This is a genomic window from Streptomyces sp. MB09-02B (assembly GCF_033794485.1).
Classification (GTDB): Bacteria; Actinomycetota; Actinomycetes; order Streptomycetales; family Streptomycetaceae; genus Streptomyces.
The window spans coordinates 17,169-31,448 of record NZ_JARGEE010000052.1 but is presented as its reverse complement, the minus strand read 5'-3'; the positions used below and the strand labels follow the sequence as shown (position 1 = coordinate 31,448).

Below are 14,280 nucleotides of genomic sequence, written 5' to 3'. Positions count from 1 at the left end.
CGCCCCGGGACACCACCGCCCGGGCCGCCGGAGGCACCGTCGACCCCCGCCGCATCGTCACCGCCGGGGCGGCCGGAATCACCGACCCCCGCCGCGAGGTCACCGTCGGGGCGGCCGGAACCACCGACCCCCGCCGCGAGGTCACCGCCGGGGCGGCCGGATGCCACGGAACTCCCAGTCGCCGCCGAGTGCTGTGGAGAGGACCTCCTCGGACTCGGTGGGCTGCGCGCCGACGTCGGTGCGGACGGCGGTGGGGCCGGTGACGATGTGGTTGGTGAGCCGGCCGAGGCCCTCCACCTCCACCTCCACCACATCACCGGGCTGTACGGGGCGGGAGTTTGCCGGGGTGCCGGAGAGCAGCACGTCCCCCGGGTACAGCGTGATGGTGCGGGCGATGTCGGCGACGAGGTAGTGCATGTCCCACTTCATCTCGTCCGTCGAACCATCCTGGACGACCTCGCCGTTGACGTACGTCCGCAGCCGCTTGCCGTGGAAGTCCCAGTCGGTGACCAGGCCCGGGCCGAGCGGGCAGAGCGTGTCGGAGCCCTTCACCCGCAGCATCGAACCGGCGTCGGTGTCACGGAAGTCGTGCAGGCCGTAGTCGTTGGCGACCGTGTAGCCGGCGATGTACGCGCCCGCCTCGGCCGGTGCGATGTTCCTGGCCGTCCTGCCGATGACGATGGCGACCTCGCCCTCGTAGTTCAGCCACTTGCAGCCGTCGGGCCGGACGATCGCGCCCTTGTGCGAGTTGAGGGAGGAGGTCGGCTTGTGGAAGTAGGTCGGAGTCTCCGGCAGGTCGATCCGGAACTCGTCGACCCGGCTGCGGTGGTTGAGGTGGACGGCGACGATCTTCGACGGCACCACCGGCGGAAGGTGGTGCGCCTCCTCGATCTTGACGCGGCGGCCGTCCCCGGCGACGAGTTCGTCTCCGTCGACGGTGACCTGGACGGTGGCGCCGTCCAGGAGGATGCGGCGGTACTCGGTCATGACAGGCCTTCCTGGGGGAGTCGGGGAGAGGGGGAGGTCCAGCCGCCTGCGGGGCGGTCGAACCAGAGGTGGACCTGACCGGTACCGACGGAGTTCTCGTACTCCCCGTACTGCCGGGCCCTGGCGGCACAGGCCCGCTCGCCCAGCGCGCCCGCCATCATCAGGTAGTGGAAGAACTTGGCCTCGGGCTTGAACTTCCAGAACGCGTCCATGGTGTCGAGGACCTTGTCGTGCCGGCCCTCCTTGAACCAGGCGATCCGCTCCTCGTCGGCCTCGCGGGCCTCCGGGGTGAAGATGTGGACCGGATCGCTGGCCTCGTGGTCGCGCAGCTCGCGCAGCGGCCAGAAGGTGTGCGACAGCGCGCCCGAGGCGATGATCAGCACCCGCCGCCCCGGGGTGGCGGCGATACCGTCGGCGAGCGCCCGCCCCAGCCGCAGATGGTCCTCCATGTCCCCGGTCTGGCAGACCCCGATGGTCACCCACCGCTTGTCCGGCAGGCCCTCGCCGAGGAACTTCCAGAGGTTGATCGTGGCGTAGTAGATCGGCAGGTACTCGTCCTCGATCGCGGTGATCCAGGTGCCGTGCTTGTCCGCGAACTTCTCGATGCTCAGGGCGAGTTCGGGGTCGCCGGGAAAGTCGTAGGGCATCCGGCACATCCCGCGCGGCAGCTCCTCGGAGGTGAAGAGCCCGGCGCGGCGGGCCTGCGCGGCGACGACGAACTCGACGGTCGTCGCCCAGTGCGAGTCGAGGACGACCACGGTGTCGTAGTCGTCGCGGTCGAAGACGTCCTCGCGCAGCTGCCGCAGACCGGTGACGAGGGTGATCTCCTTGCCCTCGTTGAGCTCCAGCCGGTCGGCCTCCGGCAGGACGATGGTGGGGACGTGAGCGAGGAGTCCCGCCCCGACGATCTCACCCATGGCTGTTCCATCCGTTCGGTGCGGTCACGGTGTTCTTCAGGTCGCAGTAGAAGTCGAAGCTCCAGGAGCCGCCCTCCCGGCCGACCCCGGACTGACGGGAGCCGCCGAAGGGCGCCTGGAGGTCGCGTACGAAGAAGCAGTTCACCCACACCGTTCCCGCGACCAGCCGCTCGGTGACCCGTGCCGCCCGCTCGGGGTCACCGGTGGCGAGAGTGGCGGCCAGCCCGAAGCGGGTGTCGTTGGCGAGCCGTACGGCCTCGTCCTCGTCGGTGAAGGTCTGCAGGGTCAGCACCGGACCGAAGACCTCCTCCTGCACGATCTCCGAGTCCTGCGCGACCTCCGTGAGCAGGGTGGGCGCGTAGTACTGGCCGTCCTTGCGGTGCCCGCCGATGACCACCCGGGCCCCGGCCGCGACGGCCCGGCGCACGAACCCGTCGATCTTCTCCAGCTGCCGGGGGTGGATGTTGGGCCCGATGTCGGTGGCCTCGTCCCGGGGATCGCCCTGCCGCAGGGCGCCCGCCTTCTCGACGAACCGCCGGGTGAACTCCTCGGCCACCGAGTCCTCGACGAGGAAGCGCGTCGCGGCCAGGCACACCTGCCCGGCGTTGTCGTACTGCTCCACCGCGAGGTCCACCGCCAGGTCCAGATCGGCGTCGGCGAACACCAACAGCGGTGACTTGCCGCCCAGTTCGAGGCTGAGAGGGGTGAGGTTGGGTGCCACCGACGCGGCGATCCGCTTGGCCGTCGGCACCGACCCGGTGAAGCTGATCCGCCGGACGTCCGGGTGCGAGGTGAGCGCGTCGCCGATCTCCGACCCGTATCCCTGCACGACATTCAGCACCCCGGCGGGCAGCCCCGCCTCGGCGGCGATGTCCGCCAGCAGCGACGCGGTCAGCGGGGTCCACTCGGCCGGCTTCAGGATCACCGTGTTGCCGGCGGCCAGGGCCGGGGCGACCTTCCAGGTGGCCAGCATCAGCGGCGCGTTCCACGGGGTGATCAGCACGGAGGGCCCCGCGGGGTCCCAGCTCACGTGGTTGGTGTGGCCGCGCGTCTCGAAGTCCTCGTGCTCCAGCGTCAGCAGCCAGTCGGCGAAGAACCGGAAGTTGTGCGCCACGCGGGGCATGACACCCCGCCGGTGGGACCGCAGCAACGCCCCGTTGTCGTTCGTCTCGACGATCGCCAGCTCTTCGAGCCGCTTCTCGACCCCGTCGGCGACGGCGTGCAGGATCCGGGCGCGTTCGGCGCGGGAGGTGGCGGCCCAGGCGGGAAACGCCTCCCGGGCGGCGGCGACGGCGGCCTCGACCTCCAAGGGCCCACCTCGGGCGATCTCGCCGAGGACACGGCCGTCGACGGGGGAGACATCGGTGAAGGTCCCGGCGGAGGCGACCCGCCGCCCACCGATCCAGTGCCGGGTGTCGACGGAGACTCCGGCGACGACGATTTTCTCAGACATGAGGATGGCTCCAGATGTACGAAGAGGGGAACGGCCGCGCCCCTTCAGGGGCGCGGGGCTGTATCGATGTGCGGCTCCGCCGCGTGGGCGCGACCAGCCACGAGCAACCCGCAGCCGCCCACGTACCTCACTCGGCAGCCGCTTCGGACGTCCCGGACTCCAACAACCGCCCGCCGTCCCAGACGACCCCCACCTGCCGGTAGTACGCGCCGATGGGTTCCTCGACCGACAGCCGGGCCAGCTCCTCCGTCGGCGCCTCGAACAACTCCAGCTCGGCCTCCCCCACCCACGCCTGACCCGCCTCGAAGGACGCCGCCCCGGTCTCGATCAACTCGTCGAGCGCCAGCCCCTTCCCGGTCTCGATCGACGGCAGCCACCGGTGGTGCGCCATCGGATGCGCGTTCACGAACCCGTTCGTCTCCGTCGGCTCCCGCAGCGTCACCACCGCCTGGGCCAGCCTCCGGTCCGCCGCGGCCAGGGTCGCCCCGAACCGGGCCCCGGCCGAGATCCGCGGGGCGGGCCCGTACGGATGCGGCCGCGTCTGGTGGATGGACCCGAGCTTCTTCGGATACCCCTGGTGCAGCCCGCGCGCGATCGCGAAGTCCTTGTCGACCCAGATGTGGACGCAGCGCGAGTACGTCCGCCCCTTGTACTGGCAGCGGACGACCGCGAAGGCCTCCTTGTACTGCGAGAGCACGGGGTCGAGCAGCTCCGCCCCCGACGCCGAGCAGGACTGCCAGTCGGCCCAGATCAGCGCGACCGCACCGGGGTCCTCGTCGGCCAACTCCAGTGGCTCGGGCAGCAGTTCACGCACCCGCGCCGGATCCGTGCGGTACTCGACGGTGAGCAGGTCGCCCGAGTAGTGCCACGGCGGCGACGGAATCAGCGACGAGGCTCCGCTCGCCGTCTTGGGGTGGAAGTATCCACGGACACTGGTCATGGTCAGGAAGGTCCTTACGAGGTGAGGGCGGGCTGCTTGAGCAGTTCGGCGCGGTAGCGGGCGGCGGTGGACACGGTCGCGGGGCCGCCGAGGGCGACGACCCCGACCAGCCGTCCGTCGCGGTGGTAGCCGACCAGGACGTCCCCGGCCGGGTCGCCGTCCATGACCCGTACGTCGTCCCTGCCGAGGACGGGCGCGCCGAAGGACTGGAGCCGGAAGTCGTGCTGGTCGCTCCAGAAGGTCGGCAGCGGCGCGAACGGCGCGGTCTCGGCGCCGGTGAGGACCTTCGCCGCGTGCTTGGCGGTGTCCGTGGGGATGGACCAGTGCTCGACCCGGCGCGGTACGCCGTCGTAGCGGGCGTTGGGGAAGCGGGCGAGGTCGCCGACCGCGACCACCTCGGGCCGGCCGCCGACCCGGAGCTGCTCGTCGGTGAGGACTCCGTCGGTCAGGTCGAGGCCGTTGCCGCCCAGCCACTCGGTGTTCGCCAGCGAGCCGACCGACTCCACCACCACATCGGCGGGCAGTACGGTCCCGTCGGCGAGCACCACGCCCGTGACCCGGTCCTCGCCCTCGAACCCGGCGACTCCGGCACCGAGCGCGAAGCGCACCCCGCGCTCCTCGTGCCGCCGCAGCAGCGCCTGCCCGAGCAGTGCGCCGAGCGGGCCGACCATGGGCAGCGGCAGCGGGTCGACGACCGTCACCTCGGAGACTCCGAGGCCCACGGCGGTCGCGGCCACCTCGCAGCCGATGAACCCGGCCCCGACCACGACCACCCGCGCTCCTGGCCGGGGCAGCTCCGCCCGCAGGCCCTGCGCGTCGGCGAGGGTGCGGACGGTGTGCCGGCCGGCGAGCGGGCCGGGACAGGACAGCCGCCGGGGACGCATACCGGTGGCGACGACCAGTGCGTCGTACGAAAGCGGCGACCCGTCGTCGAGGACGACGGTCCGCTCGTCGAGGCGGGAGGCGACGACCCTGGTGCCGAGCCGCCACTCCACGTCGGCCACGCTCGCGCGGGGGCGGAAGGCCAGCGACTCGAAGGGCGCCTTCCCGGCAAGCACCTCCTTGGAGAGCGGGGGCCGGTTGTAGGGCATGTGCGGTTCGTCGCCGACGAGGGTGATCGCCCCGGTCCAGCCCGCCGCGCGCAGTTGCTCGGCTGCGCGCAGCCCGGCCATGGAGGCGCCGGCGACGACCACACGGCCCCGCCCTGTCTCCTGCGCGGTCCCCTGCGCCGTGCCCGCCTCGGCACCTGTCGCCGTCATGGGCTCAGCCCTCGATCCGGATGGCCTGGAGGGGGCAGACGTCGGCGGCTTCCTCGACCTCGTCGAGGAGCGCGTCGTCGGGGTCGCTGACGTAGGCCAGACGCCCGTTCCCGTCGAGCTGGAAGACGTCGGGGGCGGCGAAGACGCACTGTCCGTGGTCCTGGCACTTGTTCATGTCGACGACGACCTTCATGGCCGGTCCTCCTGACGTGGCTCGTTTGACTCCAAACAACATAGGAAGCGGCACACCTCTGGTCAATACCTGTCCAGGTGGATAATTTTTTGGTCCGGGCCCCTTGCGGGCCGCTCCGCCCGTTCATATCGTTTGGCACCAAACAAACGCCCTCAGTCGTCGAGGAGACAACGGTGAGCGCATCCGAAACACCGGCCGTCAGGCAGCACCAGGAGCGGCTGGCCGCCGAGGGCATCGACGTGGTCCGGGTGACCTACCCCGATCTGATCGGTACCGACCGGGCCCGGGACGTGCTGCTCGACCAGTTGCCGACGGCCTGCGAGCACGGGCTCGCCTTCTGCCGGGCGGTCTACCACACCTCACCCCAGGGGGACGTCGTCCCCGTGGCCGGAGGCCTGGACGCGGGCCTGCCCGACATCCATGTGCGCCCCGACCTCGACACGCTGGTCGCCCTCCCCTGGGAGCCCGGAGTGGCCTCCTGTCTCGGCGAGAGCATCGACCCCGCGACCGGGGCACCCGCTCCCGAGTCGCCCCGCGACCTGCTGCGCTCGGTGCTCGCCCGCTGCGCCGAACAGGGTCTGCGCCCGGTGGTCGGCCCCGAACTCGAGTACTTCCTCTGCGACCCGGACCCGGGATCCCCGAGCGGCTGGAAGCGCTACTCCGGCGCCACCGGCGCCGTCTACACCGCCGGTCTGCGCGCCGACCCCGACAACCACCTGCTGCGCACCCTGCGCCACCTCCGCGACCTGCGCATCGGCGTCACCAACGGCAACCACGAGTTCGACGGCGGCCAGTTCGAGATCAACCTGACGCACTCGGACGCCCTCTCCGCCGCCGACCGCTCCTTCCGCTTCAAGGCCGCCGTCAAGGAACTCGCCCGCAAGGAGGGCCGTCTCGCCACCTTCATGGCCAGACCGTTCAACGACGCCGGCGGCTCCGGCTTTCACCTCCACCTGTCCTGCGACGACGAGAACGGCCGCAACGCCTTCGACGACCCCGCCGGCCGCCACGGACTCTCCGACACCGCCCGCCACGCCATCGCCGGAGTCCTCGCCCACGCCCCGGCGCTCGCCGCCCTCGCCAACCCGACGGTCAACTCCTACAAACGCTTCGGCCCGGACACCCTCGCCCCCTGGCTGATCGACTGGGGCCTGGACAACCGCAGCGCCATGGTCCGCATCCCGCCGGAGCGCGGGGCCGGAGCCCGGCTCGAACTGCGCCTCGGCGATGCCGGCGCCAACCCCTACCTGCTGATCGCGGGCACGATCGCCGCCGCGCTGCTCGGCGTCCGCGCGGGCGAGGAACCCCCGGCCCCGCTGGAGGGTTACGGCTACGACACCGCCAGGTCGGCCGTGCTGCCGATGAACCTCTCCGCCGCCCTCGACGCCCTGGAGGCGGACACCGCCCTCACCGAGATCCTCGGCAAGGCCTTCACCACCTCGTACCTCAGTTACAAGCGCGACGAGGTCGAACGCTTCCAACGGCACGTCACCGACTGGGAGTTCACCGAGTACGCCTACCACCTGTGACGCCTGGGAGCACCCCCACCATGACCACTTCAGCCCGCCCCGCCTCCGTGCGCGAGGCCGTGCAGGAACCCATGCCGCTGGACGACGTGGACCTCGCCGACCTCGACAACTTCACCGACGGCGTCACCCCGTGGCGCATGTTCCACACCCTGCGCCACCGGGACCCGGTCCACTGGCAGCCCGAGGAGGCCCCCAACTCCGGCTTCTGGGCGGTCACCCGGCACGCCGACATCGCCCGCGTCGACCGGGACGCCGAGACCTTCACCTCGACGAGGTTCGTCAACCTGGAGGAGGTCGACGAGGACCAGATCAGGACCCGTGCCTCCATCCTCGAACTGGACGGCGTCCGCCACCGCGCCCTGCGCAGCGTGATCCAGCGCCAGTTCGGCGCGAGCGTCATCAACAGCTACACCGACTTCCTGCGCGGCCTGACCGCCACCACCCTCGACGCGGCCCTCGCCAAGGGCACCTTCGACTTCGTCGCCGACGTCTCCGCCGACTTCCCCATCAACGTCCTGGCCCGGCTGCTCGACGTCCCTCCGGAGGACAACCAGAAGCTCATCGACTGGGGCAACCGCATCATCGGCAACACCGACCCCGACTACGCGGACGTCCTGCTGAACAGCGCGGAGAGCGAGCAGTACCGGCATCTGCCGTTCCGCTCGCCCGCCTCCCTCGAAGTCTTCGAGTACGGCCGCGAACTTGCCCGGCAGCGACGCGGCGGCGACGGCACCGACCTGGTCTCCAAGCTCGTCAACGCCACCCCCCGCGACGGCGTCCCGCTCTCCGCGCAGGACTTCGACAACTACTTCCTGCTCCTGGTCGTCGCCGGCAACGAGACCACCCGCCACACCATCACCCACTCCATGCTGGCCCTCCTCCAGCACCCGGAGCAGCTGGCCCGCCTCCAGGAGGACCCGTCCCTGATCCCGGTGGCGACCGAGGAGTTCCTGCGCTGGGCGTCCCCGGTCTACCACTTCCGCCGCACCGCGACCCGTGATGTCGAACTCGGCGGCAAGCGGATCAAGGAGGGCGACAAGGTCGTCATGTGGTACGCCTCCGGCAACCGGGACGAGGAGGTCTTCGGCAACCCCTACGACCTCGACGTCGCCCGCGCCGACAACGACCACGTCACCTTCGGCAAGGGCAGCCCGCACCTGTGCCTGGGCAACCTGCTGGCCCGCACGGAGATCCGCATCATGTTCGAGGAGCTGATCCCGCGCCTGGCCGACATCCGCCTGGTCGGTGACGTCCCGCGCGTCCGCTCGAACTTCGTCAACGGAATCAAGAAGCTGCCGGTCGAGGTGACCCTCGCCTGAGCGTCAGCGGGACCCCAGCTCCTTGGTGATGCGCTCCAGCATGCCCGCGGACGACTCCTTCGCCCGCTCCTCCCAGGCGAAGACACAGGCGGTGGCCACCCCGTCGAAGTCCAGTTCGCGCAGGGTGCCGAAGAACGCGTCCCAGTCCACCTCGCCCTGGCCGACGTCCAGGTGCTGGTGGATCCGGGCGGTCGTGCCGGGCGGGTTGAGGATGTAGCGCAGCCCGCTGGAGCCCTTGTGGTTGAAGGAGTCGGCGATGTGGACGTGCTTCAGCCGGTCGCCGGCGTACCGCATCATCGCCGCGATGTCCGCGCCGACCTCGGAGGGGCCGGAGAGGTGGAAGGAGTGCGGCGCGCAGTAGAGGTAGTTCACCCAGGGCCTGTCGATCGCGCGGACCAGGTCGACGGCCGGGGTGTTCTCCTCGCAGAAGTCGTCCGGGTGCGCCTCCAGGTTCAGGGCGATGCCCTCCCGCTCGAACAGCGGCAGCAGTTCCTCCAGCGAGCGCCAGAACGCGGCCTCGCTCTCGGCGGCACGCTCGGGACGGCCGTTGAACTCCGAGTTCATCAGCGGGCAGCCGAGGTCAGCGGTGATCTCGATCATCCGCTTCCAGTAGCGTACGGCCGCCTGACGCTCGGTCTCGTCCGGTGAGGACCACTTGTACAGCGGCAGCACGGAGGACAGCTGGACGCCGTGCGCGCGCAGGGAGTTCTTCAGTTCCGCGATCCGGGCGTCGTCCGCCCGGGGGTGCAGGAAGAACGGCATGAAGTCGTCACGCGGCGACAACTCGATGTACTCATAGCCGAGTTCGGCGACGGTGCGCACCATGTCGTCGATGGGCAGCGCCCGGAACATGTACGGGTCTAGGGCGATCTTCACGCGGCACCTCCGTAGAAGGCGGGACGGGGCTTGAGGCCGGTGGCGACGACTCGGCCGGACTCCAGGGCCTCGACGGTCGCGCCGGTGATGACGGTGGCGGCGTAGCCGTCCCAGGCGGACGGTCCGCTGGGCTCCGCGCCGGAGGCGACGCCCGCGATCCATTCACGGAACTCGGTGTCGAACGCGTCCGCGAAACGGCCCACCCAGTCCGTGAGCACCTCCGTGCTGTGCTGTCCGGCGGTGCGCAGACCGACCGCTGCCGGGTCCGGCAGCCGGACCAGCCCCTCCTCGCCCACCGCCTCGCACTGGATGTCGTATCCGTACCGGCAGTTGACGAAGACCTCCAGATCGATGCGGACGCCCTTCGCGGTCTCGAAGAGCATGATCTGCGGGTCCTTGAGGTGGGGGAACCGCCTGCTGGTCGGACGCGGGGTCACCACCTGCGTGGACACGATCTCGTCGTCGAGCAGCCAGCGCAGTACGTCCACCTCGTGCACCGCCGTGTCCAGCGCGGCCATGGCGGACGTGTACGACTCCGGGACCGTCGGGTTGCGGTGGGCGCAGTGCACGATCAGGGGTTCACCGATACGGCCGGAGTCGATGACCTGCTTCATCCTCCGGTAGCCGGCGTCGTAGCGGCGCATGAAGCCGACCTGGACCAGCCGCCGCCCGGACGCCGACTCGGCCTCGACGATCCGCAGACAGTCCTCGGCGGTCGTGGCCAGTGGCTTTTCGCAGAACACCGGCTTCCCGGCGGCGATCGCGGTCAGCACGTGCTCGGCGTGCGTGGGGCCCCACGAGGTGACGAGGACGGCGTCCACCTCGTCGGAGGCGATGACGGCCGCGCCGTCGGGCAGCACCCGGGCCCCGACCGGGGCCGCGGCCTCCTCGGCGCGGACGGCGTCGATGTCGGTCACCGCCGTGACCCGGGCCCCGGTGACGGTCTCGGTGAGGCGCCGGATGTGTTCCTTGCCGATCCAGCCGGCGCCGATGACGCCTACACGTACGGTCATGGTCGTTTCCTTAGGCATGAGGGAGAGTCAGGAGAAGCGCGCCCGGAGTTCGGCTTCGAGGGATTCCAGCGAACGGCCCCGGGTCTCGGGGACGTAGAGCTTCACGAAGGTGAGCGAGAGGACGCCCGCCACCACGAAGAGGAAGAAGGTGCGGGAGACGCCGATCCCGGAGACCAGGGACGGGAAGACCAGGCCGATCAGGAAGTTGGTCAGCCACAGCACGACCGCCGCGACGCCCATGCCGAAGCCGCGCATCCGCATCGGGAAGATCTCCGACAGCATCAGCCACGTCACCGGCGAGATGGCCCCCTGCTGGAAGGCGAGGAAGGTGACGGTCATCGCGAGCACGGCGTACGCCCGGCCGTCACCGGCGGGCAACGTGAGGGAGAAGATCCCGATGAGCAACAGGGCCGCAGTGGTGCCGATCTGACCGGTCATCAGCATCGGACGGCGGTTCACGCGGCCGAGCAGCCAGATGCCGACGAAGGTGGCCAGTACCGAGATGACACCGTTGGCGATGTTCGCGGTGAGCGCGCTGTCGGAGGCGAAACCGGCGTCGGTGAGGATCTGCGTGCCGTAGTACATGATCGTGTTGACGCCGGTGATCTGCTGCACGATCGCGATGCCGAACCCGACGAACATCAATCTGCGCAGCCAGGGCGTGGCCCGCATGTCCCGCCAGCCGCCGAGCCTCTCCCGCTCCTCCCCGACCGCGAGCGCGGACACCTCGCTCAGCTCGGCCTCGGCCCGCTGCCGGGACCGCACCTGCCGGAGCACCTCCAGCGCCTCACCGAACCGGGCCCGCGAGGCCAGCCAGCGCGGACTCTCCGGCATCACCAGCATGCCGAACCAGAGGACGACCGCCGGCAGGGTCGCGAGCACCAGCATCCAGCGCCAGACACCGCCGGACTCGCCGCCGACCCGTGCGATGACCGCGTTGGAGGTGAAGGCCAGCAACTGCCCGGTGACGATCATCAGTTCGTTACGGGTGACCAGCGCGCCCCGCCGTTCGGCGGGGGAGATCTCCGCGAGATAGACGGGCACGGTCACCGACGCGCCGCCCACCGCGAGCCCGAGCACGAAGCGGGCGACCACCATGACCGCCGTGTTCGGTGCCAGCGTGCACCCCAGCGCGCCGACGAAGAACACCACGGCGAGCACGAGGATCGTCCGGCGCCGCCCGCGCGCGTCCGACAGCCGGCCGCCGGTGATCGCGCCCAGGGCCGCGCCCAGCAGCAGCGAACTGGTGACCATGCCCTCGGTGAAGGGCGTCAGACCGAGGTCGTCGGTCATGTACGGCAGGGCACCGTTGATCACACCGGTGTCGTAGCCGAAGAGGAGCCCCCCGAAGGTGGCGATGAGCGTGATGAGCCGCAGCCGCCGGGACACGGCCGGGGACGCGTCGTCCGCGACCGTGGCGGGGCCCGTCCCGCCGTCCTGGGCCGTACCGTCCTTGACAACCATGGGCGCTCCTACCGTTCCGGGGTCGGACGCCGGGTACCCGTGAGGCCGCAGCCCGCGAGGTGCTCACGGGTGCGTACGGCGATGGGCAGCGGTACCTCGGGGGCGCACGGGTAGAGGTCCTGTTCGACGATCACGAACAACTCGGCGTCCAGCGAGGCGAGTTCGGCCACCACGTCAGCCGGGTCCGGCACCCCGGCGGGCGGTGAGACGCACACCCCGCGCCTGACGGCCTCACCGAACGACAGGTCCTCGGCGGCGACCTGCGCCAGGACCACCGGATCCATCTGCTTGATGTGCACATAGCCGACGCGCTCGCCGAACCGGCGGATCAGATCGAGATTGTCGCCGCCGCCGTACGCCACGTGCCCCGTGTCGAGGCAGAGGTTGGTGTACCGGGAGTCGGACTCGTTCAGGAGCCGCTCGATCTCCGGCTGGGTCTGGAGGTGGCTGTCGGCGTGCGGATGGACGACGAGACGTACGTCGTACTCGTCGAGGAGCAGGGCACCCAGCCGGTCGGCGGCGCGGCCGAAACCGGCCCACTGCCCGGCGGTCAGCTCCGGCGACTCGGTGAACGCGCCGGTCCGCTCGTCCCGGTACATCGGCGGGATGAGGACCAGATGGCGGGCGCCCGCGGCGGCCGTCAGGGCGGCGACCTGGCGGACATGGGCGAGCGTCTCGTCCCACGCCTCCGGCCGGTGCAGCGCGCCGAAGGCGGTGCCGCCGGAGACCTGGAGCCCACGGGCGTCGAGCTCCTCCCTGAGCCGCAGCGGGTCGGTGGGGAGGTAGCCGTAGGGCCCGAGCTCCAGCCATGCGTACCCGGCCTCGGCCAGTTCGTCGAGGAAGCGGGTGTACGGCACCTGGTGCTCGTCCTCGGGGAACCAGACGCCCCAGGAGTCGGGGGCGGAGCCCAGGCAGAGGTTGCCCGCGGTGGTGCGCAGGGGGGTTGGCGCCGTTGCCATGACGTGTGTCCTTCGGGGAGAGGGGCAGGGACGACGGGGGAGTTGTCGCGCTCTACTAGCGCGCTCTAGTTCGAGTACGATGACCCCTGTCCAGATGTCATGTCAATAGCCTGTCGCCGGAGGATTGCGGAACCGGGATCGAGACCCGGACCGGAATGGAACCGGAAACGGGACCGGGGCCCGCCCCAGGTGGCCCTCCCGGGCAGGCCCTAAGGTGGGCGGCGGACGGAGGGTGGGTTCACAGGTGGATGCATCGGGGAAGCAGCGGCCCACGATGGCGGACGTCGCCGCGAAGGCGGGCGTCTCCCGGGCGCTCGTCTCGATCGTGTTCCGCAACCAGCCGGGAGCGAGCGAGGAGACCCGGGAGCGGGTGCTGCGGGTCGCCGACGAGATCGGCTACCGGCCCGACAGCGCGGCCCGGCTGCTGGCACGCGGACGCAGCCGCACGCTCGGCGTGATGTTCACGGTCCATCAGACCTTCCACACCAACCTCATCGAGGGCATCTACCCCGAGGCCGAACGCCTCGGCTACGAGGTCCTGCTCTCCGGCGCCACCCGGGGGCGCAGCGAGGAGAAGGCCGTCGAGGCGCTGCTCAGCCACCGCTGCGAGGCCCTGATCCTGCTCGGCTCCTTCGCCGAGCCCGCCTTCCTGGAAGAGCTGGGCCGCCGTACGGTCGCCGTCTCCGTCAGCCGCCGGGTCCCCGGGGCCCACGTCGACTTCGTGCACTCCGCCGAGGGCAAGGGCGTACGGCAGGCGATGGACCACCTCGTCGAGCTGGGGCACCGGCGGATCGCGCACCTCGACGGCGGCCGGGGACCGGGTTCGGCCGAGCGGCGGCGCGCGTACCGGGCCGCGATGCGCCGGCACGGTCTGGAGGCCGAGGCCCGGGTGGTGCCCGGCGACCACACGGAGGAGTCGGGTATCGAGACCGGCCGGCTGCTGCTGGCCGAACGCGACCGGGGGCAGGACCTGCCGACGGCGGTCCTCGCCGGCAACGACCGCAGCGCGATGGGGCTGTTGATGTCCCTGACCCGGTCCGGGGTCGAGGTGCCGCGCGATCTGTCGGTCGTCGGCTACGACGACAGCCACCTCTCCCACCTCATGCCCATCGGGCTGACCACCGTCCGGCAGGACGCGGTGCTGATGGCCGAGCACGCCGTGCGGTTCGCGGTGGAACGGCTGGAGAGTCCGGAACTGGAGCCGCGCGAGGCGGTGTTGGAGCCGAAGCTCGTCGTCCGGGGGACCAGTGGGCGGGTGCCGACGCGGAACGGGTGATCCGCGCGGGTGAGGCACGCCGGTGATCCGGGACGGGGGGCCGGCCCCCGGGGGTGCGCCGCCGACCGCTTCCGCCGTCGTACCGCCGCGGTGCG

Annotated in this window: 13 protein-coding genes; 3 read left to right on the top strand and 10 right to left on the bottom strand. The window is 71.0% G+C overall.

All coding sequences use genetic code 11. The features are described 5' to 3' along the window. Positions 1–141 precede the first annotated feature (141 nt). The 6 genes from P1P70_RS10705 to P1P70_RS10680 form a co-directional block, all read right to left on the bottom strand. Positions 142–987: a fumarylacetoacetate hydrolase family protein gene (locus P1P70_RS10705; protein ID WP_319236513.1), complete on the bottom strand. Its 846-nt coding sequence runs from the start codon at positions 985–987 to the stop codon at positions 142–144. Further along, positions 984–1,904, bottom strand: a complete 921-nt coding sequence (locus P1P70_RS10700; protein ID WP_319236512.1) for a 3,4-dihydroxyphenylacetate 2,3-dioxygenase — start codon at positions 1,902–1,904, stop codon at positions 984–986. Before P1P70_RS10700 ends, P1P70_RS10705 begins: the two co-directional genes overlap by 4 nt. Further along, on the bottom strand, positions 1,897–3,357 hold the full coding sequence (locus P1P70_RS10695; protein WP_319236511.1) for an aldehyde dehydrogenase: 1,461 nt from the start codon (positions 3,355–3,357) through the stop codon (positions 1,897–1,899). The genes P1P70_RS10700 and P1P70_RS10695 overlap by 8 nt, the downstream gene beginning before the upstream one ends. A 127-nt stretch (positions 3,358–3,484) precedes the next feature. After that, positions 3,485–4,297, bottom strand: coding sequence for an acetoacetate decarboxylase family protein (locus P1P70_RS10690; protein ID WP_319236510.1), 813 nt, complete (start codon positions 4,295–4,297; stop codon positions 3,485–3,487). 14 nt (positions 4,298–4,311) lie between these two features. After that, positions 4,312–5,490: an NAD(P)/FAD-dependent oxidoreductase gene (locus P1P70_RS10685; protein WP_319236516.1), complete on the bottom strand. Its 1,179-nt coding sequence runs from the start codon at positions 5,488–5,490 to the stop codon at positions 4,312–4,314. Between the two features lie 70 nt (positions 5,491–5,560). Continuing rightward, complete coding sequence (locus P1P70_RS10680) at positions 5,561–5,749, bottom strand: ferredoxin (RefSeq protein ID WP_319236509.1); 189 nt, start codon at positions 5,747–5,749, stop codon at positions 5,561–5,563. 173 nt (positions 5,750–5,922) lie between these two features. Here P1P70_RS10680 and P1P70_RS10675 point away from each other — a divergent pair, with 173 nt between their 5' ends. Then, on the top strand, positions 5,923–7,278 hold the full coding sequence (locus P1P70_RS10675) for a glutamine synthetase family protein (RefSeq protein ID WP_319236508.1): 1,356 nt from the start codon (positions 5,923–5,925) through the stop codon (positions 7,276–7,278). 20 nt (positions 7,279–7,298) lie between these two features. Further along, a complete protein-coding gene (locus P1P70_RS10670; RefSeq protein WP_319236507.1) occupies positions 7,299–8,597 on the top strand; it encodes a cytochrome P450 in 1,299 nt (432 codons plus the stop codon). Between the two features lie 3 nt (positions 8,598–8,600). Here the strand turns inward: P1P70_RS10670 and P1P70_RS10665 are convergent, their stop codons facing one another. The 4 genes from P1P70_RS10665 to P1P70_RS10650 are packed head-to-tail and all read right to left on the bottom strand — an operon-like array spanning position 8,601 to position 12,909. After that, positions 8,601–9,473 (bottom strand): sugar phosphate isomerase/epimerase, encoded by an 873-nt coding sequence (locus tag P1P70_RS10665; RefSeq protein WP_319236506.1) that lies wholly within the window; start codon positions 9,471–9,473, stop codon positions 8,601–8,603. Next, on the bottom strand, positions 9,470–10,486 hold the full coding sequence (locus tag P1P70_RS10660) for a Gfo/Idh/MocA family oxidoreductase (protein WP_319236505.1): 1,017 nt from the start codon (positions 10,484–10,486) through the stop codon (positions 9,470–9,472). Before P1P70_RS10660 ends, P1P70_RS10665 begins: the two co-directional genes overlap by 4 nt. 27 nt (positions 10,487–10,513) lie before the next feature. After that, positions 10,514–11,950 carry a sugar porter family MFS transporter gene (locus P1P70_RS10655; RefSeq protein ID WP_319236504.1) on the bottom strand — a complete coding sequence of 479 codons (1,437 nt, stop codon included), beginning with the start codon at positions 11,948–11,950 and terminating at the stop codon, positions 10,514–10,516. Positions 11,951–11,958: 8 nt separating this feature from the next. Further along, on the bottom strand, positions 11,959–12,909 hold the full coding sequence (locus P1P70_RS10650; protein WP_319236503.1) for a TIM barrel protein: 951 nt from the start codon (positions 12,907–12,909) through the stop codon (positions 11,959–11,961). Between the two features lie 274 nt (positions 12,910–13,183). Here P1P70_RS10650 and P1P70_RS10645 point away from each other — a divergent pair, with 274 nt between their 5' ends. Then, positions 13,184–14,185, top strand: a complete 1,002-nt coding sequence (locus P1P70_RS10645; protein WP_319236515.1) for a LacI family DNA-binding transcriptional regulator — start codon at positions 13,184–13,186, stop codon at positions 14,183–14,185. Positions 14,186–14,280 lie beyond the last annotated feature (95 nt).

What these genes read in the sequence shown, in the direction of transcription:
- P1P70_RS10680 (WP_319236509.1), bottom strand. Translation starts at nt 5,749, where the DNA reads ATGAAGGTCGTCGTCGACATGAACAAGTGCCAGGACCACGGACAGTGC.
- P1P70_RS10655 (WP_319236504.1), bottom strand. Translation starts at nt 11,950, where the DNA reads ATGGTTGTCAAGGACGGTACGGCCCAGGACGGCGGGACGGGCCCCGCC.
- P1P70_RS10700 (WP_319236512.1), bottom strand. Translation starts at nt 1,904, where the DNA reads ATGGGTGAGATCGTCGGGGCGGGACTCCTCGCTCACGTCCCCACCATC.
- P1P70_RS10695 (WP_319236511.1), bottom strand. Translation starts at nt 3,357, where the DNA reads ATGTCTGAGAAAATCGTCGTCGCCGGAGTCTCCGTCGACACCCGGCAC.
- P1P70_RS10670 (WP_319236507.1), top strand. Translation starts at nt 7,299, where the DNA reads ATGACCACTTCAGCCCGCCCCGCCTCCGTGCGCGAGGCCGTGCAGGAA.
- P1P70_RS10645 (WP_319236515.1), top strand. Translation starts at nt 13,184, where the DNA reads ATGGCGGACGTCGCCGCGAAGGCGGGCGTCTCCCGGGCGCTCGTCTCG.
- P1P70_RS10660 (WP_319236505.1), bottom strand. Translation starts at nt 10,486, where the DNA reads ATGACCGTACGTGTAGGCGTCATCGGCGCCGGCTGGATCGGCAAGGAA.
- P1P70_RS10690 (WP_319236510.1), bottom strand. Translation starts at nt 4,297, where the DNA reads ATGACCAGTGTCCGTGGATACTTCCACCCCAAGACGGCGAGCGGAGCC.
- P1P70_RS10705 (WP_319236513.1), bottom strand. Translation starts at nt 987, where the DNA reads ATGACCGAGTACCGCCGCATCCTCCTGGACGGCGCCACCGTCCAGGTC.
- P1P70_RS10650 (WP_319236503.1), bottom strand. Translation starts at nt 12,909, where the DNA reads ATGGCAACGGCGCCAACCCCCCTGCGCACCACCGCGGGCAACCTCTGC.